The sequence below is a fragment of the Pseudomonas sp. PS01297 genome (genome assembly GCF_029959305.1).
In the GTDB taxonomy this organism is placed as follows: Bacteria; Pseudomonadota; Gammaproteobacteria; order Pseudomonadales; family Pseudomonadaceae; genus Aquipseudomonas; species Aquipseudomonas helleri.
On the sequence record NZ_JASCPQ010000020.1, the window covers coordinates 23,344 to 49,855 of the forward strand.

The 26,512-nt window shown below is 57.4% G+C and carries 22 protein-coding genes; 8 read left to right on the top strand and 14 right to left on the bottom strand.

The features are described from left to right. The 6 genes from QMX84_RS08815 to QMX84_RS08840 are packed head-to-tail and all read right to left on the bottom strand — an operon-like array spanning position 1 to position 3,232. A complete protein-coding gene (locus tag QMX84_RS08815) occupies positions 1-444 on the bottom strand; it encodes a hypothetical protein (RefSeq protein ID WP_282363614.1) in 444 nt (147 codons plus the stop codon). Further along, positions 444-884 (bottom strand): hypothetical protein, encoded by a 441-nt coding sequence (locus QMX84_RS08820; RefSeq protein WP_282363615.1) that lies wholly within the window; start codon positions 882-884, stop codon positions 444-446. The genes QMX84_RS08815 and QMX84_RS08820 overlap by 1 nt, the downstream gene beginning before the upstream one ends. Further along, entirely contained in the window at positions 881-1,324 is a 444-nt protein-coding gene (locus QMX84_RS08825) for a hypothetical protein (protein WP_282363616.1), read from the bottom strand. Before QMX84_RS08825 ends, QMX84_RS08820 begins: the two co-directional genes overlap by 4 nt. Continuing rightward, a complete protein-coding gene (locus QMX84_RS08830) occupies positions 1,321-1,764 on the bottom strand; it encodes a hypothetical protein (protein ID WP_273224181.1) in 444 nt (147 codons plus the stop codon). Before QMX84_RS08830 ends, QMX84_RS08825 begins: the two co-directional genes overlap by 4 nt. Continuing rightward, positions 1,761-2,687 (bottom strand): DUF6402 family protein, encoded by a 927-nt coding sequence (locus tag QMX84_RS08835; protein ID WP_282363617.1) that lies wholly within the window; start codon positions 2,685-2,687, stop codon positions 1,761-1,763. Before QMX84_RS08835 ends, QMX84_RS08830 begins: the two co-directional genes overlap by 4 nt. Positions 2,688-2,692: 5 nt before the next feature. Then, the gene (locus QMX84_RS08840) at positions 2,693-3,232 is read right to left on the bottom strand and encodes a PAAR domain-containing protein (RefSeq protein WP_282363618.1); all 540 of its coding nucleotides are present in this window, start codon (positions 3,230-3,232) and stop codon (positions 2,693-2,695) included. A gap of 295 nt (positions 3,233-3,527) precedes the next feature. On the opposite strand from QMX84_RS08840, the gene prmA reads away from it, so the two are divergent. The 8 genes from prmA to QMX84_RS08880 all read left to right on the top strand — a co-directional run bounded on the left by prmA (position 3,528) and on the right by QMX84_RS08880 (position 14,029). After that, positions 3,528-4,406, top strand: coding sequence for a 50S ribosomal protein L11 methyltransferase (prmA, locus tag QMX84_RS08845; protein WP_153336535.1), 879 nt, complete (start codon positions 3,528-3,530; stop codon positions 4,404-4,406). Positions 4,407-4,436: 30 nt separating this feature from the next. Next, positions 4,437-5,693 (top strand): DUF3426 domain-containing protein, encoded by a 1,257-nt coding sequence (locus QMX84_RS08850; protein WP_282363620.1) that lies wholly within the window; start codon positions 4,437-4,439, stop codon positions 5,691-5,693. Positions 5,694-5,921: 228 nt separating this feature from the next. Further along, positions 5,922-6,935: a tRNA dihydrouridine synthase DusB gene (gene dusB / locus QMX84_RS08855; protein WP_048366512.1), complete on the top strand. Its 1,014-nt coding sequence runs from the start codon at positions 5,922-5,924 to the stop codon at positions 6,933-6,935. Further along, on the top strand, positions 6,932-7,252 hold the full coding sequence (gene fis, locus QMX84_RS08860; protein WP_019408796.1) for a DNA-binding transcriptional regulator Fis: 321 nt from the start codon (positions 6,932-6,934) through the stop codon (positions 7,250-7,252). The genes dusB and fis overlap by 4 nt, the downstream gene beginning before the upstream one ends. An 81-nt stretch (positions 7,253-7,333) precedes the next feature. Further along, on the top strand, positions 7,334-8,941 hold the full coding sequence (gene purH, locus QMX84_RS08865; protein ID WP_262126337.1) for a bifunctional phosphoribosylaminoimidazolecarboxamide formyltransferase/IMP cyclohydrolase: 1,608 nt from the start codon (positions 7,334-7,336) through the stop codon (positions 8,939-8,941). A 135-nt stretch (positions 8,942-9,076) separates the two neighbouring features. Continuing rightward, on the top strand, positions 9,077-10,372 hold the full coding sequence (gene purD, locus QMX84_RS08870) for a phosphoribosylamine--glycine ligase (RefSeq protein ID WP_153336538.1): 1,296 nt from the start codon (positions 9,077-9,079) through the stop codon (positions 10,370-10,372). Between the two features lie 103 nt (positions 10,373-10,475). Further along, positions 10,476-13,253 (top strand): hybrid sensor histidine kinase/response regulator, encoded by a 2,778-nt coding sequence (locus QMX84_RS08875; protein WP_282363621.1) that lies wholly within the window; start codon positions 10,476-10,478, stop codon positions 13,251-13,253. Positions 13,254-13,432: 179 nt separating this feature from the next. Beyond that, positions 13,433-14,029 carry a MarC family protein gene (locus QMX84_RS08880; protein ID WP_048366516.1) on the top strand — a complete coding sequence of 199 codons (597 nt, stop codon included), beginning with the start codon at positions 13,433-13,435 and terminating at the stop codon, positions 14,027-14,029. 43 nt (positions 14,030-14,072) lie between these two features. On the opposite strand, the gene QMX84_RS08885 is transcribed toward QMX84_RS08880, so the two are convergent. The 8 genes from QMX84_RS08885 to QMX84_RS08920 form a co-directional block, all read right to left on the bottom strand. Continuing rightward, complete coding sequence (locus QMX84_RS08885) at positions 14,073-14,735, bottom strand: hypothetical protein (RefSeq protein WP_262126340.1); 663 nt, start codon at positions 14,733-14,735, stop codon at positions 14,073-14,075. Then, complete coding sequence (locus QMX84_RS08890; protein ID WP_262126342.1) at positions 14,695-15,438, bottom strand: hypothetical protein; 744 nt, start codon at positions 15,436-15,438, stop codon at positions 14,695-14,697. Before QMX84_RS08890 ends, QMX84_RS08885 begins: the two co-directional genes overlap by 41 nt. Before the next feature lie 27 nt (positions 15,439-15,465). Beyond that, the gene (locus QMX84_RS08895; protein WP_282363622.1) at positions 15,466-16,275 is read right to left on the bottom strand and encodes a hypothetical protein; all 810 of its coding nucleotides are present in this window, start codon (positions 16,273-16,275) and stop codon (positions 15,466-15,468) included. 467 nt (positions 16,276-16,742) lie between these two features. Beyond that, positions 16,743-18,410, bottom strand: coding sequence for a precorrin-3B C(17)-methyltransferase (gene cobJ / locus QMX84_RS08900; protein WP_282363623.1), 1,668 nt, complete (start codon positions 18,408-18,410; stop codon positions 16,743-16,745). Continuing rightward, positions 18,407-19,138: a precorrin-2 C(20)-methyltransferase gene (locus QMX84_RS08905; protein WP_048366521.1), complete on the bottom strand. Its 732-nt coding sequence runs from the start codon at positions 19,136-19,138 to the stop codon at positions 18,407-18,409. The genes cobJ and QMX84_RS08905 overlap by 4 nt, the downstream gene beginning before the upstream one ends. Further along, a complete protein-coding gene (locus QMX84_RS08910; protein WP_123751209.1) occupies positions 19,138-19,764 on the bottom strand; it encodes a precorrin-8X methylmutase in 627 nt (208 codons plus the stop codon). Before QMX84_RS08910 ends, QMX84_RS08905 begins: the two co-directional genes overlap by 1 nt. Continuing rightward, positions 19,757-21,082 carry a precorrin-3B synthase gene (gene cobG / locus QMX84_RS08915; RefSeq protein ID WP_282363632.1) on the bottom strand — a complete coding sequence of 442 codons (1,326 nt, stop codon included), beginning with the start codon at positions 21,080-21,082 and terminating at the stop codon, positions 19,757-19,759. Before cobG ends, QMX84_RS08910 begins: the two co-directional genes overlap by 8 nt. A gap of 96 nt (positions 21,083-21,178) precedes the next feature. Next, positions 21,179-26,434, bottom strand: coding sequence for a DUF6543 domain-containing protein (locus tag QMX84_RS08920; protein WP_282363624.1), 5,256 nt, complete (start codon positions 26,432-26,434; stop codon positions 21,179-21,181). Positions 26,435-26,512 lie beyond the last annotated feature (78 nt).

Here is a 26,512-nt window from a genome sequence, read left to right on the forward strand (position 1 = left end):
TCATGGCTTGCGCCTGGTTTTGCCGGGGTTATCGCCTGTGCAATCAGGGAGGTTGGAGGCGATGATGATCATACCGGCCATCACATAGCCAGAACCCTGGCCCCAACTAAGCCCGCCTCCCGCTGACTCCAGATCATAGATGTCGGTTTCTGAAATCAACTCGCCACTGCGATTATCGAAAAGACGATAAAAACCTGGATAACCCCACCATGGAAACCACTCAGCTGGCTGATCTTCATTGGGGTCTGAGCGCCTATGAAAGGTATCTGGCAGAACCCAATAGGGCTTGAAACTCTGGACTCGATAACAGCCATCGGGGCTGACGCTATCAGTAGCCAGTCGCGTAGCCCATCCTCTTTCCCACCAGTTCGAAGCGCTCCATAACCCGCCCGCAATGGTGATATAGGCTACGAAAAAGGCGATGCGTCGTGAGCTGGACTTCATTATTCGCGCCTCACTTTTCCGGGGATATCGCCTATGCAGTCGGGAAGGTTAAGCTCCATTCTGATCATCCCAATCCACACATTGCCTGACCCATTCCCCCAGTGCAGTTGCCCGCCATCTGACTCCGCATCATAGATTTCAGTTTCTGAGATCAGATCGCCATTTCGATGATCATAAAGACGCAAAAAAGCTGGATTCCCCCACCAAACAAACCATTTTGGCGGCAGGTCCCCGAATGGATGGGGCATGGGATGCAAAAAATCAGGGAGCACCCAATAGGGTTTGAAACTATCAATTCGGTAACAGCCATTAGGGCTGATACTCGACTCACTATCCTTGGTTGCCCATCCTCTTTCCCACCAGTTCGAAGCAGCCCATAACCCGCCCGCAATGGTGATATAGGCTACGAAAAAGGCGATGCGTCGCGAGCTGGACTTCATTGTTCGCGCCTGGTTTTGCCGGGGTTATCGCCTGTGCAATCAGGGAGGTTGGAGGCGATGATGATCAAACCGGCCATCACATAACCAGAACCCTCGCCCCAACTGAGCCCGCCTCCTGCCGACTCCAGATCATAGATGTTGGTTTCTGAAATCAACTCGCCACTGCGATTATCGAAAAGACGATAAAAACCTGGATAACCCCACCATGGAAACCACGCAGGGGAATTAATGCCATTAACGTCAGGCTCACGATGAAAGATATTTGGAAGAACCCAATAGGGCTTGAAACTCTGGACTCGATAACAGCCATCGGGGCTGACGCTATCGGTAGCCAGTCGCGTAGCCCATCCTCTTTCCCACCAGTTCGAAGCGGTCCATAACCCGCCCGCAATGGTGATATAGGCTACGAAAAAGGCGATGCGTCGCGAGCTGGGCTTCATTGTTCGCGCCTCACTTTGCCGGGGATATCACCTATGCAGTCGGGGAGGTTGGGCCCGATACGAATCATGCCGGACCTCACTTGACCTGAACCACCTCCCCAACTCACCTTCTCAACGATCGAATCCCAGTCATGAACCTTGGTTTCTGAGATCAATTCTTCAGTGCGATGATCGTACAGGCGAAAAAAACCTGGATATCCCCACCACGGAAACCACTCTGGTGAGTGGACTTCGTTTGGATCCGGTCGCCTATGAAAAATATTGGGTAGCACCCAAAAAGGTTTGAAACTCTCAACCCGATAACAACCGCCGGGGCTTATTTCAGGATCACCCAAACGCTCCGCCAAGCCTTTCTCCCACCACTGCGAAGCCTCCCATATCACTCCGGCAATACAGAGAAAAACCATGAAAAAGGCTATCCGTCGTGAGGCTGGCTTCACACCCATCCCCCAAGATCAATGACCTGCCCAGATTTTCTCCAGAGTACGTCTGAATAAATTATGAAGTCGCCGCCTTTACCTGTTTTTTCACGATAGTCGCGAAAATCACCATTGGTGACTGCAGCAAAAGGACCTTCCTTTAGACGCAATACAACTTGACCATGAAGGCTCAAGGTAAAAGCAGTCTCTGCCTTGGTCAGCACACGATCTTCGGTCCAAGTACCCAGATATTGCAGACCATTGAAGTCGTAATGGTCACGTATGTAGAAACCAACCTGCTTTATATGAAAAAGATAACGGACTTGTTTGGTAACTGGATTTACCTCAGTAAATGCCTCTCCGACTACTCCGACTTTCAAAACGGCATTACCTAAGGCTCCGTACATGTCGTCGAGCGAATTCCATACGGTTCCAAATTTAACGAAATTAACTTGGGAAAAAGCATCCATTTGCAGGGCTGACATTGACCTCGATCCCAACGCCTGAACACCTTCACCTTCCCAACCAGCGTTCTTTAGCAGAGCTTGGAGTCTTTTAAGTGCATTTGGAGTCGCAAGAATAGACTCTGCCTCGTCAACAGCCTCGCGACAGCGCTCATACCCCATGGCCCACTCCATTTTTACAATGCTCTCATCGCACTGCGCCGGTTTCAGAGTGAGAGGGTCAGGCTGGGTTTTACGCTCTTTCCACGCCTCCGGCATCGCCCACGCAGGGCTGTCAAACCAGCGCTGCATCAAGGCCGCTGCCGTGTGCCAGCCCATCGAGCGCATGGCGCCCGGCAAGCGGCTCAGGGCAAGGCTCTGCACGACCACTTTTTTGGCCGGTGTATCGGTGGGGCTGTAGGTGTGCGAGTTGGCCTGCGGTAGTTGATACAAGGCGTCCGGCCCTGCAGCGTTGGTGCGCTGAAAATCATTCAAGGACATGCTGCTTACTCCATAACCGGTGACGGGGCGTTGATGGCGATACCCAATTGTTCAGGACCATCGCTGGAGCACGAGCAGGTATGGCCTTGCGCATCGAGTGTGCCGTAACCCATACAGTGGTCGTTTTGCAGCACGGCATACCCCAGTTGCCCCAAGGGCAAGCCACGTTGATTGAGCAACTGAAAACGCTCGTCGCACGTTGTGCTGAGGGTGGCGGGCATGGGCTGCGGCGCGGCGAACAAGCCGCCCTTAAATGCCGGGGCTGAATCGCTGACATAAGAATGCACGGTCACAGAGGCAATCAGTTCGGCCTGGCAGGGGCAACCGCTGCGGCTGTCCAGCGTGCCAGCCACCCGCCGGCCATTGCTGATAAAACCATCCACACCGCCACAGATCGGGTAGGCCTTACCGTCCTGCCCGCAGCTGACCAAGTGACCTTCAAGGGCATGCTGAATGCCATTCCACGTAATGCCAGGGTCTGACTCCAGCACCTTGCCACCACAGGTCGTTTTGTCGTCCAGACCAATAAAATAGCCCCGGGCCATAAGCCTCTCCTTTTGCATAGCCCCTAAAAGGAGCACGGCTGAGAACCATGAGGCCCAGTCATAGAATGAATGAACCTCACACACAGTAATCAGGAAGAGAGTGCCCAGATTGGTGCTCACGGTATGTAGGACGCTTCCATAAACGCCATCATCCCAATATCAAATACCTGCGCGAATGACCTTAGGACGCCCCTACAGATGGCCTGCCATAGCAGGGAGGCCTGCGCTCGCGTAAACTGGCGCGTTTCTCGCAGCCCCTCCGGCTGCACATTCCTATTTTTCAAAGGTGCCCGCCATGCCTTGGCTGCAAGTACGCCTCGCCATCAGCCCAGAACAAGCCGAAACCTACGAAGACGCGTTCCTCGAAGTCGGTGCCGTTTCGGTAACGTTTATGGATGCCGAAGATCAGCCGATCTTTGAACCTGAACTCAACACCACGCCGCTGTGGTCGCACACCCATTTGCTGGCCCTGTTCGAAGGCGGTACCGAAGCCGAGCTGGTGCTGTCCCATCTGGAGCTGCTGACCGGCTCGCCATTGCCAGAACACCACGCCGAAGTCATCGAAGACCAGGACTGGGAACGCAGCTGGATGGACAATTTTGAACCCATGCGTTTTGGTCAGCGCCTGTGGATCGTCCCAAGCTGGCACGCTGCCCCTGAGCCTGAGGCCGTGAACTTGCTGCTGGATCCGGGCCTGGCGTTTGGCACCGGCACTCACCCGACCACCGCGCTGTGCCTGGAATGGCTCGACGGCCAGGACCTCAAAGACTGCGACGTGCTGGACTTTGGCTGCGGTTCGGGCATTTTGGCCATCGCTGCACTGTTGCTGGGCGCCAAGCAAGCCGTTGGTACCGACATCGACGTGCAGGCGCTGGAAGCTTCGCGCGACAACGCCGGGCGCAACAACGTGGCGCCAGAGCTGTTCCCGCTGTACCTGCCTGAAGACCTGCCGCAGGTGCAGGCCGATGTGCTGGTCGCCAACATTCTGGCCGGCCCGCTGGTTGCCCTGGCCCCACAACTGTCCAGCCTGGTCAAGCCCGGTGGCCGTCTGGCGCTGTCCGGTATCCTCGCCGAGCAAGGCGAAGACGTCGCCGCTGCCTACGCTCAAGACTTTGATCTGGACCCTATCGCCAACCGCGATGGCTGGGTGCGCATCAGCGGTCGTCGACGCTAGAATACAAGCCTGCTTAACCCGGATGGCCGCATGAGCGATAGCTTCGTTACACAGTGCCCACATTGCCAAACCAGCTTCCGTGTCAGCCATGCTCAATTGAGCATGGCCCGCGGCGTGGTGCGCTGTGGTTCCTGCCTGCAAGTGTTCAATGCCGCACAGCAACTGCTGAATAAAGGCACCGAAACAGAGCAGTTGCCTACAACTGTGGCGCCACTTGTTGCAGAACCTGTGGCCGTTGAGCCGCCCGCTGCGCCCAAGGCCATCAGCCCGGCGCACTGGGAAGTGGCCGAGCTGGACCTTGAGCACCTGGACCTGGACGAAGAGCTGGCCAAGCTTGAAGAACGGGAGATTCAGCCCAGCAAAAGTTTCGGCCAGTCGCAAAAAGCCAAAACCAGTGCACTGAGCGCTCGCCGCGACACCAGCGACGCCGACGAAAGCCAATGGTCTGGCAGCTTGTTCAGTGAATCCGCAGCAGAACGTGCCGAAACCTCAGCACTCGCGGTCAAGGCCGTCGAAGACGACATCGAACCGGCTGAAACCGGGCGCACTGAGCCATCGCTGTCGCTGGACATCGACGAGCCCGACGACACGCCGCCGCTCAGGCTCAGCAAAGATGACGACGATGAGCCCGAGCTGCGCGGCGAGCATTTGTCTGCGGTGGATGATGACGAGGACGATGAGCCTCTGGCCCCTGCCTCGGCGACCAAAGACAAACGCACACGCAGTGAGCCCGGTGTGCGCGAAGACGTGCTGCTGGACCTGGTAGACGACCCGTTGCACCTGGACTGGCAAAAACGCCGCTCGCCGTGGGGCAAGCGCCTGCTCTGGACGCTCTTGGTGTTGCTGGCCGCCGTTGCACTGGCCGGGCAATACATCGCGTATCACTTCGATGAACTGGCTCGTCAGGACCAATACCGGCCGCTCTTCCAGCAGCTGTGCCCGCAAATCGGCTGCAGCGTGCCTTCCAAGGTCGATATAGACCGTATAAAAAGCAGCAATCTGGTGGTGCGCAGCCATCCTGAATTCGCCGGTGCGCTGATGGTAGACGCCATCCTCTACAACCGCGCACCGTTTTCCCAGCCCTACCCGCTGCTGGAGCTGCGTTTTGCCGACCTGAACGGCAAAATGATCGCCAGCCGCCGCTTCAAACCTGGCGAATACCTGAGCGGCGACTTGGCTGGCAAGGCCGAAATGCCGCCGCAAACGCCTATCCACATTGCCCTCGACATCCTGGATCCGGGCCCGAAAGCGGTGAATTACAGCCTGAGTTTTCACTCGCCCGAGTGAGCGCGCTGCGCTTTTAGCGGCAAGCTTCAAGCCGCAAGCTTGAAGCTAAAAGCAGATTTGCCTCTTCTTGCAGCTTGTAGCTCGACGCTTGTAGCGGGTTGAAAGCTGGCTTTCAGCCTCCATTGTTCAAAAATCATCCAATTTCGTCTTTATCCAGTCATCGAGAGCGGGTATCATGCCAACCCTTTTTCGAACTCCCCAGATCCGGCCCCACAACAGGGAAGTCCTATGTCGGCGGTACGCATCGGCCCATACACATTGCAAAACGGTTTGATTCTCGCCCCTATGGCGGGTGTCACCGACCAACCCTTTCGTCAGCTTTGTCGACGAATGGGCGCGGGCCTGGTTGTGTCGGAAATGGTGACCAGTGACATGAGTCTCTGGAACAGTCGTAAATCGCGCCTGCGCATGATTCACGACGGTGATCCCGAGCCCCGCTCGGTGCAGATCGCCGGCGGTGATGCGCAAATGCTGGCAGACGCCGCCAGGGCCAATGTGGAACTGGGCGCACAGATTATTGACATCAACATGGGTTGCCCGGCAAAAAAGGTCTGCAACAAGGCCGCCGGGTCCGCGTTACTGAAAGACGAAGCATTGGTGAACGAGATCCTGCAGGCCGTTGTGGCCGCAGTTGATGTGCCGGTCACCCTGAAAATCCGTACCGGCTGGGACCGCGACAACAAAAACGGCCTCACGGTGGCAAAAATCGCCGAACAGGCCGGGATTCAAGCGCTGGCCGTGCACGGCAGAACCCGTGCAGACCTGTACACCGGCGAGGCCGAGTACGACACCATTGCCGCGATCAAGCAGGCCGTGTCGATACCGGTGTTTGCCAATGGCGACATCGATTCACCCCATAAAGCCCGGCATGTGCTGCACGCCACCGGTGCCGATGGACTGTTAATAGGCAGGGCGGCTCAAGGGCGGCCCTGGATTTTCCGCGAAGTGGACCACTTTCTGCGTACCGGCCAGCTGTTGCCGGCACCGGAAATGGCCGAAGTGGAACGTATTCTGCTAGAGCATCTGGCCGCACTGCACACCTTCTATGGGGAGGTATTGGGGGTACGTATTGCCCGCAAGCATGTCGGTTGGTATCTCGCAACCTTGCCGGGCGCCAAGGAGTTTCGCGCCCACTTCAATCGTTTGGAAGATACGGAAGCACAATGCGCCAACGTTCAGGCGTTTTTCGCCGAACGACATAAGAGCCTGGGGACAGGGGACGAAGGATGGGTGGCCGCATGACGATGATGACCGAGACATTAGTGAGTGGAACAACGCCCGTGAGCGACAACGTCAATTTGAAACAGCACCTCAATACGCCGAGCGAAGAAGGTCAGACCCTTCGCGGGAGTGTCGAAAAGGCGCTGCACAATTATTTCGCCCACCTGGAGGGCGCTGAAGTCACGGACGTGTACAACCTGGTGCTTTCCGAAGTCGAAGCCCCTTTGCTCGAGTGCGTCATGAACTACGTCAAGGGCAACCAGACCAAGGCCTCCGAGATGCTGGGACTCAATCGCGGCACCCTGCGCAAAAAGCTCAAACAGTACGATCTGCTGTAAGCATTCAATCAAACCTGAAAGGCGTCCTGATAAAACAGGCCGCCTTTTTTGCTGACTCCTTTGCTTTTGATGGAAATCGAGATGACCGACCAGACTACCCGCCTGCCGATCCGCCGCGCTCTAATCAGCGTTTCCGATAAAACCGGAATCCTTGATTTCGCCCGTGAACTGGAAGCCCTCGGCGTCGAGATCCTCTCCACCGGTGGTACGTTCAAGCTGCTGCAAGACAACGGTGTTGCCGCTGTTGAAGTGGCGGACTACACAGGTTTTGCGGAAATGATGGACGGTCGGGTGAAGACCCTGCACCCGAAAATCCACGGCGGTATCCTCGGTCGTCGCGGCATTGACGACGACATCATGAACGAGCACGGCATCAAGCCGATCGACCTGGTGGCCGTTAACCTCTACCCGTTCGAAGCCACCATCAACAAGCCAGGCTGCGACCTGCCGACCGCAATCGAAAACATCGATATCGGCGGCCCGACCATGGTTCGCTCCGCCGCCAAAAACCACAAAGACGTGGCCATCGTGGTGAATGCCAGCGACTACGCCAGCGTCCTTGAAAACCTCAAGGCCGGCGGCCTGACCTACGCACAGCGTTTCGACCTGATGCTGAAGGCGTTCGAACACACCGCCGCCTACGACGGCATGATCGCCAACTACATGGGCACCGTGAACCAGGCGGCTGAAACCCTCAGCACCGAAGGCCGCAGCCAGTTCCCGCGCACGTTCAACAGCCAGTTCATCAAGGCGCAAGAAATGCGCTACGGCGAGAACCCGCACCAGAGCGCGGCGTTCTACGTTGAGGCCAAGCCTGCCGAAGTCGGCATCGCCACCGCGACCCAACTGCAAGGTAAAGAGCTGTCGTTCAACAACGTAGCTGACACCGACGCTGCGCTGGAGTGCGTGAAGAGCTTCGTAAAACCGGCTTGCGTGATCGTCAAGCACGCCAACCCGTGTGGCGTGGCGGTCAGCCCGGACAACGAAGGCGGCATCCGTCAGGCCTACGAACTGGCTTACGCGACGGACACCGAGTCGGCGTTCGGCGGCATCATCGCCTTCAACCGTGAGCTGGACGCCGAAACGGCCAAAGCCATTGTTGAGCGCCAATTCGTTGAAGTGATCATCGCCCCGTCGGTGAGCGAAGAAGCCCGCGCCATCGTGGCCGCCAAAGCCAACGTGCGCCTGCTGGCCTGCGGCGAGTGGAGCGCAGAGCGCGCACCGGCCTGGGACTTCAAACGCGTCAACGGCGGCCTGCTGGTGCAAAGCCGTGACATCCAGATGATCGGCAGCGAAGACCTCAAAGTGGTGACCAAGCGCGCACCGACCGAGCAAGAGATCAACGACCTGATCTTCGCCTGGAAAGTGGCCAAGTACGTTAAATCCAACGCCATCGTTTACGCCAAAGGCCGTCAGACCATCGGTGTAGGCGCAGGCCAGATGAGCCGCGTAAACTCGGCCCGCATTGCCGCCATCAAGGCTGAGCACGCAGGCTTGCAGGTACAAGGTGCGGTGATGGCATCGGACGCATTCTTCCCGTTCCGTGACGGCATCGACAATGCTGCCAAAGCCGGTATCACTGCAGTGATCCAGCCAGGTGGCTCGATGCGCGACAACGAAGTAATCGCCGCCGCTGACGAAGCGGGCATTGCCATGGTGTTCACCGGCATGCGCCATTTCCGTCACTGATACACCGCTCCCCCTGTAGGAGCTGCCGCAGGCTGCGATCTTTTGATTCTGTTTTGAAAAGATCGCAGCCTCGTTGCACTCGTCAGCTCCTACAGAGGTTTGCAGCGCCTCCCACAGATTTTTGAGGTTTTTGAAATGAATGTTTTGATCATTGGCAGCGGTGGCCGTGAACACGCACTGGCCTGGAAAGTAGCGCAGGACCCGCGTGTCGCTAAAGTATTCGTTGCCCCCGGCAACGCTGGCACCGCCATTGAAGCCAAGTGCGAAAACGTTGCTATCGACGTGCTGGCCCTTGAGCAACTGGCTGATTTTGCCGAGAAGAACGTTGCCCTGACCATCGTTGGTCCAGAGGTCCCGTTGGTAGCCGGTGTGGTTGATCTGTTCCGCTCCCGTGGCCTGGATTGCTTTGGCCCGACCGCTGGCGCCGCTCAGCTGGAAGGCTCGAAAGCGTTCACCAAGGACTTCCTGGCTCGCCACAAGATCCCGACCGCCGATTACCAGAACTTCACCGAGATCGAGCCAGCGCTGGCTTACCTGCAAAAGGTTGGCGCGCCGATCGTGATCAAGGCTGACGGCCTGGCTGCGGGCAAAGGCGTGATCGTCGCCATGACCTTGGCTGAAGCCGAAGACGCCGTGCGCGACATGCTCGCTGGCAACGCTTTCGGCGAAGCCGGTTCGCGTGTGGTGATCGAAGAGTTCCTCGACGGCGAAGAAGCCAGCTTCATCGTGATGGTCGACGGCAAGAACGTCTTGCCTATGGCCACCAGCCAGGACCACAAACGCGTCGGCGACGGCGACACCGGCCCGAACACCGGCGGCATGGGCGCTTACTCGCCTGCTCCAGTGGTCACCGCTGAAGTTCACCAGCGCGTGATGGACCAGGTGATCTGGCCGACCGTGCGCGGCATGGCTGAAGAAGGCAACGTCTACACCGGCTTCCTGTATGCCGGTCTGATGATCGACAAAGCCGGCAACCCGAAAGTCATCGAGTTCAACTGCCGCTTCGGCGACCCGGAGACTCAACCGGTGATGCTGCGTCTGCAATCGAGCCTGGTGCTGCTGATTGAAGCCGCATTGGCCCAAGCGCTGGATAAAGTTGAAGCACAATGGGATCCACGTCCAAGTTTGGGCATTGTGCTGGCGGCAGGTGGTTATCCGGCAGACTACACTAAAGGCGCTGTAATCCACGGACTGGACGCTGCAGCGAAACTGGAAGGCAAAGTATTCCACGCGGGCACCGCGCTGAATGCAGCAGGCGAAGTGGTCACCTCAGGTGGTCGCGTGCTGTGTGCAACGGCAATGGGCGACACGGTTGAGGCGGCGCAAAAGCAAGCCTACGCCCTGGCCAAAGCCATCGAGTGGGACGGCTGTTTCTACCGTCATGACATTGGCTACCGAGCCATTGCACGCGAACGCGGTGAATCCCAGTAACAAGTCTATCCATATGGATAGACGGGGATGGATCAGCCTTGCCTAACTCTTCCAGCGCCGCGCATAGTGACCGACTTGCAACAATCGACGAAGGGATTTCACCGTGCGCTGGCTTAGGATCGCCATAGGAATAACTGTCAGCCTGCTGACAACCCTGCTCTGCCTGATGCCGGCTCATGCCGCATCAGGTGGCAGCTGGTCCATGCTGTCCGACCCGCAAGGCGACCTGCAACTGAGCGATGTGCGCTCAGCACGATTGAACAGCCAGTTCACCTCCATCGAACTTGAAAACATGGTGGCTGCCGAACCCGGCGAAGCCCTGTGGCTGAAGTTCCGCTTACAGCCCGACCAGCATGAGCAGATCCTGCGGGTGTTCGCCCCCGACCTCTCACGCCTTGATTTGTATGTCCTCGATGATCACAAACTGATTACCGAAGTGACCACCGGCAACACCCTTCCACAAAGCGAAAAACCACTGTCCAGCAGCGACTACCTGTTACCGCTGCCCCAGAGCGATCAGCCTCTGGATGTTTACCTGCGCATGGAGTCTGAACACCAACTGCGCCCGCACATTACCCTCAGTACCGCCGTTGTCCTCGCAGCAGACCAAGGCACCACCCTGCTGTACGGACTACTGCTGGGCGGCATCGCCATGCTGGTGTTGCACAACCTGATCCGCTTTGCCTTCACACGCACCATCAGTTGCCTGTGGCTGGCACTGTGCGAGACCTTGCTGCTGGCCAGTTCGGCGCTCTTTTTAAACCTGCTCAGCCCGTGGTTCCCGCAATGGCACAGCTGGCAAACCCCTGGCGCCTATCTGGCACTGATACTCACCGCGCCGTGCGGGTTGATGTTCACCTACAGCTTCTTCTCCAGCCGTGGGTCGCACCCGCTGCATAAACTGCTGCTGATCGACATCCTGATCGTAGGCCTGTGCGGTTTGTTGCTGCTGTTCTTCAACAGCCTGCCGCTGAACCTGACCACCTACATGCTGGTCGCCCTGACCAGCCTGAGCATTCTGCTGGTGGCCAGTTACCACTTGCAGCAGGGCTACCGCCCGGCGCGTTTGTTTGTCGTGGCGATGATCATTTTCAACATTGGCACCCTGCTGATCCTGCCCGCCCTGCTGGGGCTGACCCTGATCGCCCCGCAAGAGCTGGTACTGGCCCTGATGGCGGTGGTGTGTCTCAGCGGCCTGCTGATGGGTATCGCGTTGAGTGAACGAACGCGGAGCATCACCGAAGACCAGCTCAACCTGAGTTGCGACCTCGCCGCCAGCAACGCCGAGATCAATGCCAAGGCCGAGTTCCTGTCCAAGATCAGCCATGAGATCCGTACGCCAATGAACGGCGTGCTGGGCATGACAGAGCTGCTGCTCGGCACGCCGTTGTCCGTCAAACAACGTGACTACGTACAAACTATCCACAGCGCCGGGAACGAACTGCTCACGCTGATCAACGAAATCCTCGACATCTCCAAGCTGGAGTCCGGGCAGATCGAACTGGACGACGTGCAGTTCGACCTGAATGCATTGATCGATGACTGCCTGAGTATTTTCCGCACCAAGGCCGAGCAGCAAAACGTCGAGCTCATCAGCTTTATCCAGCCGCAAGTACCTCGGGTGATCAATGGCGATCCTACGCGTTTGCGTCAAACCCTGCTGAGCCTGCTGGAAAGCGCCCTGAAAAAAACCGACGAAGGCGAGATCCTCATCGTGGTTGCGCTAGAGGAACGCAGTGATGCCCCACGCTTGCGCATCGCCGTTCAAGACTCGGGCCAGCCGATGGATGAGCAAGAGCGCGAGGCACTGCTGCACGCCGAACTGCACAGCAAAAACTTCCTCGCCGCCACCCGCCTGGGCGGCCATTTGGGGCTGGTCATTGCCCGTCAGTTGATCACCCTCATGGGCGGCGAGTTCGGTATCAAAACCGGGCAAACCAAGGGCACCAATTTCTGGCTCACCCTGCCGCTGGACCCACAGTTGCTTGAGCACCCCACCTCGGACCTGGACAGCCCGCTCAAAGGCGCCCGCGTGCTGGTGGTGGATGACAACGACACCTGCCGCAAAGTACTGGTGCAGCAATGTTCGGCGTGGGGCTTGAATGTCAGCGCCGCCGCCTCGGGCAAAGAGGCACTGGCCTTGCTGCGCACCAAGGCGCACTTGCGCGACTACTTCGATATTGTCTTGCTGGACCAGAACATGCCGGGCATGACCGGCATGCAACTAGCCGCCAAGATCAAAGAAGACCCGAGCCTGAACCACGATATCTTGCTGGTGATGCTCACGGGCATCAGCAATGCGCCGAGCAAGATCATTGCGCGCAACTGCGGCATCAAGCGCATCCTGGCCAAACCGGTGGCGGGCTATACCCTGAAAACCACCTTGGCCGACGAGTTGACCCAACGCAACAATGGCCTTGGCGTCACACCGCCATTGGGCAGCGGGCCATCAGCGCCCCTTAGCGTGCCCAGTAACTTCCGCATTCTGGTGGCCGAAGACAACAACATTTCGACCAAGGTGATTCGTGGCATGTTGAGCAAACTCAACTTGCACCCGGACACCGCCTCCAACGGCGAAGAAGCGCTGCAGGCCATGAAAGCGCAGCGTTACGACCTGGTGCTCATGGATTGCGAAATGCCGGTACTGGACGGCTTCTCAGCCACCGAGCAATTACGCGCCTGGGAAGTCAGCCACCAGCGCGTCCGCACCCCGGTCGTTGCCTTGACCGCGCATATTCTGACTGAGCACAAAGAGCGCGCACGCCAGGCCGGCATGGACGGCCACATGGCCAAGCCTGTCGAACTGTCGCAACTGCGCGAACTGGTTGAGTATTGGGTGGTGCAGCGCGAGCTGCGACAGTCTCAGGCGCAGCCGTCGTAGGGCAGTTGTAGTCGCTGCCGAGGCACGAAGGCTGCGATCTTTTAAAGTCAAAAGATCGCGAGGCAAGCTCGCTCCTACAGAGTGTGTCGTTGTAGCTGCAGGGTGTTTCTAACACCGCCCGACAGACCGTCAAACCCCTGATAGACTTTCGACGACTTCCTGCGATGTGAGCTCAGACCATGCTGCATGTTTTGTTCAGTGTGTACTTGAAGATGCTGGTGCTCTACAGCCCGTTCTTCGTACTGTCGTGTTTTATCAGCCTGACACGCGGTTACTCGAACAAGGAGCGTGGCCGCCTGGCATGGAAAGTAGCGCTGGCAACCGTGATTTCCAGCGTGTTGCTCTACCTGTTCGGACGCATGATTTTTAGTGTCTTTGGCATCACTGTCGATGCCTTCCGCATTGGCGCCGGCAGTGTGTTGTTCATCTCGGCGCTGGGCATGGCCCAAGGCAAGTCTGCCGTGCAAAGCGACAATGTTCAGCAAGACGTCACCATTGTGCCGCTGACCATTCCGATCACCGTTGGCCCCGGTACCATTGGTGCGTTGCTGGTGATGGGCGTCAGCCAGCCTCACTGGGATGACAAGCTGATGGCGATCACCAGTATTGTCATGGCCAGCCTCACCGTCGGGTTGGTGCTGTATTTGTCCAACAGGATCGAACGCATTGTCGGCGAGCAGGGCTTGCAGATTATCAGCCGTTTGATGGGGCTATTCGTGTGTGCGCTGGCGGCGCAAATTATCTTTACCGGGATAAAAGGCTACTTGGTGCCCTAAGTAAATTGGCACTGCCCATGCTTGACAGCCATGGGCAGTGTTTTTACAGCTCCACGTTTTGGATCATCGTACTCGTAAAACCACGAATAACATCCTGAACTTCATTTTTCATTGCTGCATACACAGCCGCATCAAATTGAAAACTGCCACCCTTTGAATTCAGACGTACAAAGGTCAGTGCCGGGTTCTTACCATGAGGCGTACAACTGAGTTGCAGAGCACATACAAAAACCACTAACTCACCCTGCTGAGTCCTCTCACACGGCGCACACTGATAGTGGGTGGCATGTGACGTAACGGGCGGCTCACTTAAATAACTTAAGGCATCACGTTCCAAGTGAAGAGTGTCAAATAGCACACCCAGCAGATTGGCCAGGCGCTCAGAGCTACCCACACCTGCCACCTGCACTTTGTAATCGCGAACTTGGTGAGCATCCGAAATCAATAATGGCTGCTCAATAATGTAGGCCTTAAGCGAAAAACCAAGGCTAAGCAGAGCATATTGATAGTTTGACGGCCACGCCCAAGTCCCTGCCCCCCCTCTCCTGTCGGCATACAATTGCGCATAGAGCAAACAGTCTTGAATATCCTGCTTGCTGGCTTCGGACACTTCCCCGACAAAAGACGTGAGCGTGCTGCCAATCATTTTCGCGTTCATAGCACTATCAAAGACCTTGTTGAGTGATGACAGGAGGGCAATGGCCATCAGCAGAGCAAGCCCAAGGCAGTACATACTTATTTTTTTTGCTCTTCAGTTTTTCAGCGACCGACTCACGCAAACGAGAGAAGCACTGTGCATTTAGCTCATAGGTGTAGGCTTGGACGTGCAGCCCTGCACTTTCTTCGATCGCGATCGTCTGAGAAAGGTAATTATTTAATAATTTTGTGCGTGTGGTAAACGCCAACATCAAGGTATGAAGAACACCCTTTGCATCTAAAATAGCGAACTTCACGCACACATTAAACACATCAGGTACTGGGCAATCAGTGCTGGCCGAATGCTCAGAATGAACGGGTGAAACCGTTTTTTCATACCAAACATCCAACGCCTTTTGAGACGGCAAAAACTTGAGTTTTTTCAACAACTCAATAAAACCTGAACTGACTCGAGAGGGAAACATGCTCAGGCTTTTAGCCGTTACAACATCAACCACCGTCAAGGTCCGTGAAGCTTTCGATACAACACCAGGTTGGTTTAAACGAATCCAGCACAAGTTATCCAGCATCCGTTGAACAGCCTGCTCACGTTCCGTATTGTGCTGTGCTTGCGGGTGCTTTACACGGGCACTCAACTCCGCAAATAACAACGAGTTCATGACGTCTTCTTGCTGCTGCGCTGTGAGCACGGTACCGGGCAGGCACATCGTGAGTATGCCGGCATTGACATAGACTTTATTAGACTCTTCCATCGTCACAAACTCCTTGCTGCGCCTGAGTCAAATATCAATATCAATATTTTCGATAAAGTTTTTTCCCGAAGTGCCGAGCTTATCCATAATGGTATTTCGAACGGCTCCATACTGGCGCCGATTAAGCGTTGTGTTACTGGCGGCAGTGTACAAGCTCACATCGTTGCTACTCCATTCCCAAAAAAGAACTTTCGTCACGCGTTTTGACGAACTGAACTGCATACAGGTTTTTATCATAATCACTTCACCATCACTCGTTGCGATACATGGCAGGATCTGAAAGTTACCCGCATCAACACCCTTTGCCTGATTTTCAAACAGACTAAGCGCCTTGGGGCTTTTGGCCAGAGCACCAAACACCATGGCCACAATCTCCAGCACCGCTTTATTTGGACCCACGACACTTGCAATTATTTCCAGCGCAACTTGGTCCATTGTAAATTTCTGCTTCAGACCGGTCACTTTATGCATGGACTCGTTGGTCGTTGTCCAACCGCAATACGATAGAATCTGGTTGTACAGGTTGTATCGCTCAACACGATGCGTGTCTTTATTGGGGAATTTTTTATCTGCTGCCAACTGTGCAAACAACACGCTATCCATTACGTCCTGTTTTAGCTGTGGCTCCAAACCTCCAACAAACGAGACGACGCTGTTACCTGCTACAAAAGCACTGTCCTCGTTACTATCAATATTCTTAGCAGAACCATCAATATCCATACCGGAGCGAGCCATCAGCCGTAGAGAGCGAGTAAACATCGCTGGCTCAACTACCGGAATCTCCAAGCTTTTAATAAAATCAACACAGGCCTCATCACTAAAATCTTTAATATCCATATCATTTATCCTTGCAGCCATCATGGCCGTTAAATTTATTGTCTTGCGGATGCAGACAATTGAAACCTTAGACACACCGGCCTCAAGCGTCCACTGCCTATCTGATCAACGAAAGACGAAAATCCAGGAAATAATTTAACTTAAATAATTCCTTTTTTTCAGTAATATACCGCCCACACCTCTTGAATACTCACTCCTGCAAAGCGCGCCATTCATTTCAAAGTATATACCTAGCATTTATTGACAATATCCAAGGTCAACATAAGAGTTATCAACAATCATCTGCGACTTAACCAACAAACACTGAGGAATATTCAGACACTCTCATACCTTTAAAAAAACAGCATGAGCACCTGACAAAGCATGGCCTCGCGATCTTTTAAACAACCACCAAAAAGTCACGAGGCCAAAGAAGGTCGAACGGCTGCCAAGGCACAGGCAGGTCCCCCTTTAATTAATTCACATGATCAAGGCTTGTCGCCGTACCAACGCGGTGTATATACCCACTCGCGGCCATCGGCTCGCGCAAAGGTACACGTGGTAGACGACCCGACAATGACCATGGTGCGCATATCGACCTGTTCCGGGGTCAATTCCCCCAGGGTGGTGACGCGTAACGTCTGGCCGGGGCGACCGATGTCACGACCCAGTACCACCGGCGTTTGCGGCGTACGATGCCGCGCGACGATTTCCAGCGCCACGCCCAATTGCCAGGGCCGGGAACGGGAGATCGGGTTGTAGAACGCCAGAGCCAGGTCCGCCTGGGAGGCCAGGTCGAGGCGTTTTTCGATGATGCTCCAGGGCTTGAGGTTGTCCGACAGCGACATCACGCAAAAGTCATGGCCCAAAGGCGCGCCCGCCTGAGCCGCTGTGGCCAGCGACGCCGAGACGCCTGGCAAGATCTCCAGATCCACGTTGTGCCATTGCGGGTCAGTAGACTCATGCAGGGCCTCAAGCACAGCAGCCGCCATGGCAAACACGCCTGGGTCCCCCGAAGACACGACCACCACTGAGCGACCTTGCGCCGCCAACTCAAAGGCGTGACGCGCACGCTGCATTTCTTCACGGTTGTCGGTGCAGTGCAGCACTTGGTCGGCCCGGAACGGCCCGGCCATGCGCACGTAGGTCTCATACCCCAGCACGTCATTGGCCCGCACCAGCTCAGCTTTCACGGCGGGCACCATCAACTCGGCGGCACCGGGGCCCAGGCCGATCACGGCCAAACGCCCGCGTGCACGCCCGATGTGCTGCGGGTCCAAAGGCGTATCCGCCACACCCACGCTTACGCCATTGGCGAGTTCACGCCAGGCGGCTGCAACAACGGGCTCATCCGCGCTGACAAAACGCAGTGGCACCGCCAGTTCGCTGGCCGCCTCACGCAGCCCGGCACTGGCCATAAGGCTGTCATCGGCCACCACACAGGCCAGCGATTGCCAGGCCAGTTGCGCCTCATGCAACGCGTCGCGCAGAACCTGCGCCGACACTTCCTGGGTGACTTTAAGCAGGACGCTGCGCGGGTAGATCAGCAGTTCGTTGGCCGACGGCTCGCGCTCGGCATGGCCCACGTGAATCGCCAGACGCGCTTGCTGGTCTTCGGGCAATTGCGCCTGCGCCAGCCAAGGCGCCTCGCCTTCAATGCGCACCGGCTCACCAGCCAGCAAATCCGAAACAAAGCGCTTGCCCAATTCCAGATCGCCCAAGGCATAGCCACTGGGCGGGTTCAGCAAGCAGGTGCCAAACCGCAGCTCACCGCTGGTGGTGATGGCAGGCGCCACCCCCAAACCCGCCGCAAGAGTACGCGCCAGATCATTCACGCCTCCCAGCCCGCCCAGCAGCGGCACCACCGCGCTGGCGTCTTCGGCAACCGCCAGCACCGGCGGCTCGGCACCTTTTTCCAGCAACAAGGGCGCGAGGGTGCGGATCACGATGCCTGCCGCGCAGAGCGCAATAATCGGCGTGTCCTGCTGATATAACTGACGCAGATTGGCACCAAAATCGCTGTAAGTACGATCCGCACCGTCAACGCGATCCAACAAGCCATGAATCACGGCCTGTGGATAAAGCTGCTGGATGCGTCGCGCTGTGGCCAGGCTGCCATTGCCCAAAATCACAATGGCCGGGGCTGGGCGACTCATCCTTGCCACCGTTCACCGGGCACGATGATCAGTGAGAAGTACGGCGAAGACATCGGGTCTACGTCATTGAGCGGGACGATTTTCTGATTGCTCATGGTCGCGCGCTCGACGTACAGCGCGCGGTCAGCCAGGCCCAGTTCGGCCAGCACTTCGCGCACTTTATGAAAGTTGCGACCCAACTTCATGATCACTGCGGCATCGGCATCGGCCAGGCGACGCTTGAGATCATCGTGGGGCAGCACGCCCGACAACACCGACAAACTCTGGTTGCGGTACACCAATGGCACGCCCAGCACCGACGCGCCACCGAGCATCGAGCACACGCCCGGCACTACCTGGGCTTCAAAACGCTCAGCCAGACGATCATGCAGGTACATGTAAGAGCCGTAGAAAAACGGATCGCCTTCGCAGATCACCGCCACGTCACGGCCAGCCTGCAGGTGCTCGGCCACCTCTTCAGCGGCCTGGTCATAGAAGTCGCTAATGATCTGCTCATATGACAGCGGCTCGGGCAGCACTTCGGTGGTCACCGGGTACACCAGCGGCATTTGCGTTTGTGCCGCTTGCAGGTGGGCTTCAATGATGCCGAACGCGTTGCCTTTTTTGCCTTTGGCCACAAAGTACGCCACCACCGGCGACTCGCGCAGCAGGCGCAAGGCTTTCACCGTAATCAACTCGGGATCGCCCGGGCCCACGCCCAAACCGATCAAACGTCCTGGTTGCGCCATTATTCGATCTCCGTTGCCAAGGCGTTAACGGCAGCAGCGGCCATCGCGCTACCGCCACGACGGCCCTGCATCACCACGAACGGTATGCCACGGCTGTCGGCGGCGAGCATGGCCTTGGATTCGGCGGCACCGACAAAGCCCACCGGAAAACCAAGGATCAGTGCAGGTTTCGGCGCCCCGGCATCGATCATTTCCAGCAGGTAAAACAGCGCGGTCGGCGCATTGCCAATCACCACCACACTGCCTTCCAGGTACGGGCGCCACAGTTCCAGAGCGACAGCAGAACGGGTGTTGCCCGCCTCGCGGGCCATCTCGGCAACGCCGTCTTCTTTGAGGGTGCAAATCACTGCGTTATTGGCCGGCAAACGCGTGCGCGTCACCCCCTCCAGCACCATGCGCGCATCACACAGAATCGGCGCGCCAGCGGCCAGCGCATCGCGCCCGGCTTTACCGGCGCCCGGCGAGAAGCACAGGTCTTCGACGGCATCGACCATCCCGCATGCATGAATCACCCGAACGGCCAGTTTTTCAAGGTCCGCCGGGATGTGCGCAAGGTTGGCCTCGGCGCGAATAATGGCGAACGAATTGCGATAGATCTCTTGACCGTCGCGGATGTAATCAATCATCGGTGTTGCTCCGTTGGCGGGCTTCAAGCCAAGCACCCGCCGCTTCAATAGTAAGATTGCGTTCGCGCAGAACACCGAAACCGGCGTGCTCTGGTGCGCGTAAATAAAGGTCGTAATGACCGGGCGCCACGGCCAGCAAGGTGACCGGCGCCACATGGGCCGCCGCACAGGCGCGCTGGCAGCCCGTCAGGTGAATCGTCTGCGGCTGTGACAACAGCATCGCGAGGTGCCGTGCATCCGCTTTGGTGTCCGCCAGCCCCTTGGCACAGGCACTGGAGCCGGTACAGGCAATCAGGTGCGCCAGCGGGGCTTGCGCTTCGCAGAGCAGGCCCAATGCGTGCAAGTCCTGCGTGAGTAACGGCGCATCCTCGGCCCGCACATCCGGCAGCAACACGCTTTGCCAAGGGGTAAAGTGCAAAGTGCCATTGCCATACTCGCTGGCCAGTTGCGCGAGACCGTTGAGCATCGCGGCATCCAGTCGCCCCAGCACCAGCGCGGCGCCTACATGGACACGCCCGCGCTCACGCTGTGGATAAGTGCCGATCGGGCTTTGCAGCACCGGCCGGTCACGCCGCCAGTGGGTTAGCGGGGCAATGGGTACCGGCATGCGCAACGCGAGTTGCTCAACAAAATCAGCCGCCGAGAGGTCTTTAAGCAGATGACGCATGCGTGTCTGCTCAGCGCGCGCCACGTCCAGAAACAGCGTGAGCACGGCCATCACCAGCTCATGCCCGTACGCCAGCGGCACCGCCCCAAGCGGCGCATCGTGCGCCGGGCAGCCCGCCAGGCCAAACCCCAGCAACGTTTGGCCGTTGCACACGAACGCCGACAGCCACAGATCATGGTGATGCTCCAGCATCGCCAAGGCTTCTGCGCCATCCAGTTGCACGGCAAATTTGGCCGACAACTCGGCAAAACGCGGGGTGCTCTCAAGGCTGGCCAGAATCTGTCGCGCCAAAGGCCAGGTGTCGATGGTTTGATACGGGTCGATCCCGGCCGTCGGGCTGAGCATCAGGTTGCGCACATCGTCACTGGCCGCATTGGCAGGCCCAAGCCCCGCCGCCAACAATGGCTCAACCAGTGCGGCATGCTCAGTGCCAACCCCGCGAATTTGCAGGTTGCTGCGATTGGTGGCTTCAATCACGCCACTGGCATAGCGCTGCGCCACGTCGGCCACGGCGCGCGCCTGTTGCGCAGTGATCACGCCGCCCGCCAGTTTGACCCGGCAGATACCGCCGTCCATCGCCTGGACGATGCGCAACAACCCCGGGCACCCGGTCGGGCGTACAGGAGACGTCGCTGAGAGTTCAGATGGCAGGGGCACGTGTCGGTCCAGAGCAGGCAATGCGCTATTGCAGGTCGCGCATTATGCCTGCTTTGGGCAACCGCATGAAAAGCTTGCCGGACGGAATGCCTAGACCGACTTGCTCTCCTCAGCCACAACCGGCTGCACACGCCCCAATCGAGTGATCAACAGCACCACCGTGTCAGCATTGGCCAGCATCAACTCGACCCGCTTGACCGGGTCGTCGGTAAAGATCGACCGGGCTTCAGCCAAGGTCTGTACCCCGGTAACCGCCTTGACTTTGGCCTTGCCCGGATTGCTCGGAATATCCGCCCAGGTGTGCCTCTCGACATCAAATTGCTTAAACAGATACTCAGGCTGTAAGTGGGGTGAGTGGCACTCCTGAATAATTTGGTTAAACGCTTTGAGCTGATTGCCAAACTCGCTGGTGTCATCCAACAGATCGTCGTAAGGAAAACCGGGGTTCAGGTAGTTGATATCTTCGGTGTTTAGCACCCCATGGCTGACTTCGTGCAGCAGAAAAGACGCGCGGTAATGCGCATTGACGGCAAACGGCGGGTCGGTGGGTTTGAGGTACGGATGGCTTAAGGCTTGAGGCGTGTCGAACAGCGTGGTGAAAAAACGCTCACTCAGGAACACGCGTTTGTCGGTGTCCCAGCGATGAGTCCAGGCCACCGCCTTGTCGTTGAAACGCGAACGGCATACCACATAGTGGCGGGAGGTCAGTGGCGACAAGTCAGGGTGCAGAAACCGCGTCAACATCGGTTCTATGGTGTGATTCAGCCGATCCAGCAGGTGCGGTTCAAGGCTGGGCACATCAAAAAAATCCTTGATCAGCTCGCGATGCGCAGCATTGTCGGCACCAGGTTCGTTCAGTGTGTGCAGGGCATTCTGGCAGCGCTCCAGATAAGTGACGGCTTGGGCGTGGGCGTCGCGAATTGCAAGGGCTTTATCCGGGAACTGACGCTGGATGCTACCCATGCCCGTCGCCTGGATCTCATGGGTGATGCGGTCAGCCAACGCCGCCGTGGTCGACATGACCGGCCCGCCACCCAGCAGCGGCTCATTGGGATCCAGCTCCCAGAGCTTGCGCGCATTGAGTTTAATCAGCGGTCCATCACCCCCCTCGCCAATATCAATGCGCCAGCGATCACGCCAGGCCTGTACCCGGAACAGACAGCCATCCAGATGCACATAGTGCAACTTCGTCTGCGGGTGACTGAACAACTGCGTCTGCGGCTCTGTGCGCAAATCCAGCAGCGTCACATCATGCACCTGAAAGGGTTCCAGCCCGGCGCGTTGCTGTGCTGTCAGGCGAACCGGTTCGATTATTGGTTCAACTGGCGCATGGCTGGCCGATGACGGGCGTGACACGCCATAACCACTGGCACACAGCAAGAGCATGGTTGCGAACTCGGCCACGGATTCTCCCCAATCGCCTTTTTTTGCGGCTTCGACCCCTTGCGACAACCAGCCCAGTGACTGCCAGACCACTAACGGAATATTGAGCCTGGCGGGCAGGAACATCAGTGCACTGGTGATAACAAGCGACATCAAATACTTGAACGCCTCCCAATCGGCCTGCGCCGTGGTTTCAGTTTGCGCCGCAGCCATTTTTAGCAACGCTTCGTAGTTGTCCTTGTACATCACCCTGAAGAGATTGCCGGCAATCGGGGTTCTGGCCAGAGTCGGCGGTAAGGCCTTAAGCAACAGCCAGTTCAGCGAGGAGTCCCCATAGCGCGCCAGATGCGGCTCGACAAAGCCGCCATGGTCATAAACTCTGCGGGTATAGGGCGCGATGCGTTGCAGTATGTCGGCCTGAAGCTCTGTATTGACGCCCAAATCAGCAAGCAAGGCCGCGTCATCAGCGTAGGCCTTGAAGGTGAAGCGCTCGCTGTAAGTGATCCAGAGAACTTGTGGACCTGACTTTGGCTCCACCGGGCCAATGATATAAACGCCCCTGACTGGATCCGGGTCGGCGCCGGGCTCTTCGATCAATTCAAAGGGCCGCACAGTGATGTACACCCGGTCCAGAGACTCGCGCGCCGCGCCGTCAGGCATGCTGACGACATGGCAAATATAGCGGTAGGCGGTTTCAAACTCCGGGTCCTGCAGTTTTTGCCGCATGGCCTGCTCCAGCATCTGCACGGCCAGTTGCTCGGCAAACTGCTGCTGACGCAGGGCAACACCCTCCCGGCCAGGTGCCAGCATGGTTTTTATAAGGTCCTGATAATGTGTGCCAAGGTCCAGTTCCCGCACCAATCGGCGCACATAGAGCGCATTGAAAGTAATGGGTAGCGCGCCACCCTCTCGCAACCGCACAAACATCACGCCCTCGCTAATAAGATGCAGGCCGCTCAAGGCGAACCGAGTGAGGGACTGCACACTGTGTGTGGTCGCAGCAGGCAGAAATGACGGCGTGCTGCCGACCGGTACAGGGGCCGCAAGGTAAGTATCGATGACGACCTCAATGTCTTCGGGATTGAGGTTGACTCCCGGAAAATCCAGATTCAGACGTGCCGTCAGCACCGCATTTGAATACACCGACAATAGCGGGATGTTGTGCAGATAACTTTGAACGGCCTCTGTGCTGCGCTGATACCGTTGCAAGACATCGGCATAAGCCTTCTGATCGGCGGCGCTGGCAGACTTCAACCACTCAGGCAGCGAAGCCTTGAACAGTTGCAGACGTGCCATTTCGCTGACACGCGCCACTTGCACGCCCGCCCTGCCGGCCAGCAGCAGGCTCTTGAAACTGTTTTCAAAGCCCTGCGCCGAAAGGGGCGTCTTCACGGCAAGGCTGCACACATGGCGGGTATCGGCCAGCAACTGGTTGATAACGGTATTCTGGCTCTGGCGAGTGAAGTCCTCCTCAAAGCGCTCGAAGTAAAACCAATCGTTTTGCCCGGCCGGGTGCCACAGTGATGTGCCCTCCAGATAACTGACAACCCGCGCCTGCTCTGAGGCATTCACATGGGCCAGTAGCCCCCAACGCAAGCCCTTATCCATCAGGCGGGCTTCGAGCATGGCCTTGCACGCGTCCACCGATTCAAAACTTTCAAAGCCCCAGACCGGGCTCCAGAACACGGCACGCCCTGCATTGTCTGATTCCAGGCCGCCACGCTGGGTAAACAGTAAGCAATTGGTGATGTCCAGCAGGCTTGCGGAACCATTAAAAGACACGCTTGGCGCAAACACATCCGGCACAAATTGATCCAGCGCCGGGCGCTGATCACTGATCGGATTGCCCAACACCACGCCAACCACAGCCCGATCAGTGGCTTGAAGATGGTTTTCCAGGCCAAGCAGACGCAACTCTGCCCGCAACATGACCATTCTCAAAGTGCTAAGCCTGTCTACCAGCGCATCAGGACCCTGCGCTGTATACGGGGCGTGAAAAAAAGCCCATTGGCGCTGCACCATGAGTTGCACAAATGACGGCGACGCTTGTTCCAGCAGCGTCAGCAGCTTGGTTGCGGCCAATAGCCGGGTCGGTTTGAGCTCTCCGTTAGCTAACGGCTGTATGAAGACTTGAATCAGATCCGGGTTCTGCGGCAACGGCTGATAACCTGTCACCCGCTCCAACAGCGCCTCGACCAGCGACAGTGAGCGAACGGGTACAACGCCCGGCTGCGGCGCTTGATCAAATACTTGAACCACAAGACGGTGAACATCCGAGGGAGCATGCCCGTGGGAAACCAGCAGCGTTTGCAGGCGAGCCGTTGCAATCATTTTCGCGGTAGGCCAATCGCGTAACAGCTCATCCACTTGGGCTTCGATTCGGGGCAGCTTCACACTCAACAGATCGGCCTGGCCACCCTGGCTGCGCGGGGTAAGGGTCAATTCATGTGCGTGAGGCATGAATCGGCTGCTCCAGCGCTCCGGGGGGCTCAGCGCCAAGAGCCCCTGATCAATCAGCTCGCGGACATCCAGCGCATGATCGACCCCCGCCAGGGCAATACGCCTGGCCCTGAACTCTTTGAGTAGAAATACGACGTCACTGGCCTGTTTTTTGTGAATGGCTTGCACACAATTGCTGAACACATCCGTATCAATGTTCTCGACACTCAGGCGCAGCTCTCGCATGTCTGCGAGCAACGCTTGCTGGTCCAGCGCGGCATAACGGGCAATGGAGTCGTACAAGGAGGGGGCTCTCAAGGGCGACAATATCGCCTCTTTAAGCCGGGCGCGTGTTTCAAACCGCTGGAGACCTTCAGCCCCGCCAAATAAAAAAACCGGCGAATCCTGCCCCGGAAAAAAGATGCAGAACACACCGGACAAGCGCACCTCGCCCCTGTCCGGGTCAAACACGGCCAACCGCGCCACCCGTGCCTGCACGTCCTTATAGGTGCCTGAAAGCACGTGCTGCAACTGAGCAAATTGCGCAGACGTCATGTGCTGTTCGTGCAGTGCTTGCACTGTCTGGTGATAAAACATATCGCCCTGGCGGGCAACACAGTAGTCATGCAGCGCAAGCTGGGGCCGTGACGCTGGCCACCAGGCGTTACGTAACACCCCTTGCATGTTGCCTTCCAAGCCCTCGCTGGCGTGCCTGAGCACTCGCTCGAAGCGCCGCTCGATATCGCTGAGACTGAGTGAAGCCAAAGCCTCAGGCAGGCCCAGGTATTCACGACGGTGCTGCGCCGCAAAGCCACCTTGCAGGTAGTAATCCAGCGCTGTCGCGCTCAGGCTCGCGGTAATCACATCGCCCTCACGCAATGAGTTGCCTCCCAACCGAGTGCTACGCACTTGAACTCCCAATGCATCCGTAAACGTGCCCGTAAACTCATTCATCACCGCGTAAGACACGCTGCGATCAAGCACCGAGCGAAGTGTCGGCAGCTCGACAAGCGCTTGCAGCGTTTGCGTCTGGCAATTGCGCAACAAGTTCTCTATGGCCAGGCTCATACCGGCCATGGCAGATCCCGACACTTGCCGGGTGACCAGCGACAGATAGCCTGTTTGGGTTAAAAAAAATCGTACATCAACGGGACAAAATCGCAGCAGTTCGTTGTTTTCTTGAGTGCTGTCCAACTGCAGCTGCAATGCCGTGCGCAACGCGCTTTTGGTGGCGAAGCGCTCAAACCTGCCGAGCGCGGTGAATAAAAACACGGCCGAAGCCGGCGCCAGGTCCAGCCTGAGGATCAGCCCGGCAACCCAGTGCACCGGGCGGTAATGATCGCGGGACACAATCGGGTAAAAGGCATAAACCGCTCTGGCGCCAGTTTCGTCTTGAAGCAGCGAGCCCAACCGCTCTTTTTCGTCGGCATTGATGATGTCTTTGGTCTGGGCGAGGTCGAGGCTTTTGAGGTACGTGTCGTGCAGCGCTTGCGGGGCATAAAAAGGCAAAGAAGGGGTGCTCATGGTTCAGCTCGCAATAGGGATAGGCATATCCCTGAACGCTACGCCGCACACAGCGTTGCAAGGCACTACTTAGTTAGG